The 1,514-nt window shown below is 48.2% G+C and carries 2 protein-coding genes; one reads left to right on the top strand and one right to left on the bottom strand.

Annotated features, from left to right (window positions below):
- Positions 1-306 precede the first annotated feature (306 nt).
- Positions 307-549: a hypothetical protein gene (locus AC0QH1_RS00035; protein ID WP_324628696.1), complete on the bottom strand. Its 243-nt coding sequence runs from the start codon at positions 547-549 to the stop codon at positions 307-309.
- A gap of 593 nt (positions 550-1,142) precedes the next feature.
- Between AC0QH1_RS00035 and cas2 the strand changes: the two genes are divergently transcribed.
- Complete coding sequence (gene cas2 / locus AC0QH1_RS00030; RefSeq protein ID WP_324628695.1) at positions 1,143-1,424, top strand: CRISPR-associated endonuclease Cas2; 282 nt, start codon at positions 1,143-1,145, stop codon at positions 1,422-1,424.
- The last annotated feature ends 90 nt before the right edge of the window (positions 1,425-1,514 follow it).

Below are 1,514 nucleotides of genomic sequence, written 5' to 3'. Positions count from 1 at the left end.
TAACCACCTTTCCTCCCCGCTTCACGGATTGATGACCAGTCGCTACCGTGGGGGAGGTGCTTTCACATGACACACTTTATGGGGTGGGCTTTCACCACCATCGACATTCAGTTGTCAAGGTTCTTCCCAGTTTTCCGTCGGATTGTAAAGATTTTGTAAAGAAGTGTGAAATTCTCTTAACCTTTAGTTTTCCGAGGTTTTTGGTTGACTTTTTTGTATCAGTTTATACCGTTTTGTTTCGGCCAACCATCGGACTTACCGTCCTGTGGGGGGGTCAGCTCTTGAGGGCTGTGTTCCTTGCCCCACTTACGCTTCAGGCGTTTTACCTTCCGCTTTTGCGGGAACGAATCGCACCCGACCCCTTAAATTGTAAACCATAGCTGGCAAGGTTTCCAGACCCGGTTTGCGACGGGGTCGGAAAATGTAGCTACAGCCACCCGATCGCGCCGCCGCCAAAAACGCTGAAACCCTTTCTGGGAGAGACATCGACCGGGTAAACGAGAAAATCGGCATTTCGGGGATTTGCCGACCCGGTCGCAGGAGGGGCATTTGTCATTTGTCATTTGTCATTTGTCATTTGTCATTTGTCATTTGTCATTGGTGATTGGGGTTGGGGGTTGGTTGCTGGGGGTTGGTTATTTGTCATTTGTCATTTGTCATTGGTGATTGGGGTTGGTTGCTGGGGGTTGGTTATTGGTTATTGGTCATTTGTCATTGGTGATTGGGGTTGGGGGTTGGTTGCTGGGGGTTGGGGGTTGGTTATTGGTTATTGGTCATTTGTCATTGGTGATTGGGGTTGGGGGTTGGTTGCTGGGGGTTGGTGGTCATGGGGTCACAGGTCGGAAGGTTCCGGGTCAAATGACCCATGACGAACCACCAACCACCAACGACCAATGACCAACCACCAACAAAAATTTCCTCGTTCGCGCCAAAATCCTGGTTTGTGTTGAAGCTTCTCTTTAGGGTGGAACTATCCATCACATTCCACCCGAAACGGAGGAACTCACTTATGCTATATTTCTCGACTCGCGCCGCTTTAGTCCGCAACGTCAGCGTGGCGATTTTCAATGGATTTGCCACGTTCCTAGCGGGGGTGGCGAGTGGAGGATTTTAATGTATAGAAATTTGACAAAATATCCCTCATGTTATTCTACGTGATTGTGTACGATATTCCCTGCAACAAGCGTCGCCAAAAAGTTCACGACTTGTTAAAAGCATATGGCACTTGGGTGCAATATTCAACCTTTGAATGTCGATTAACCCAAAGCAAATTTAAGGAATTGTGCCAAAAACTGCGGAAAAAAGTCAATTTCAGCCAAGATAGCCTGCGATTTTATCCCCTTTCCAGTCACACAATGTTGCAAATCCAAAGTTGGGGAATCGGACCGCCGACCAGTAGGGTTCCGGAATCGGTGGTGATTTAATGGGGATGGGGGCGGTGGGGTTTCCCGGCGGTAGGGAAACCCGTTGGCGAGAGAAAAATTATGGAAAACTTTACCGAAACAATTTAAAGA

It is taken from the genome of Phormidium sp. CCY1219 (genome assembly GCF_055795085.1).
The sequence above is the reverse complement of the archived record's forward strand: the minus strand, read 5'-3'. Positions and strand labels throughout refer to the sequence as shown.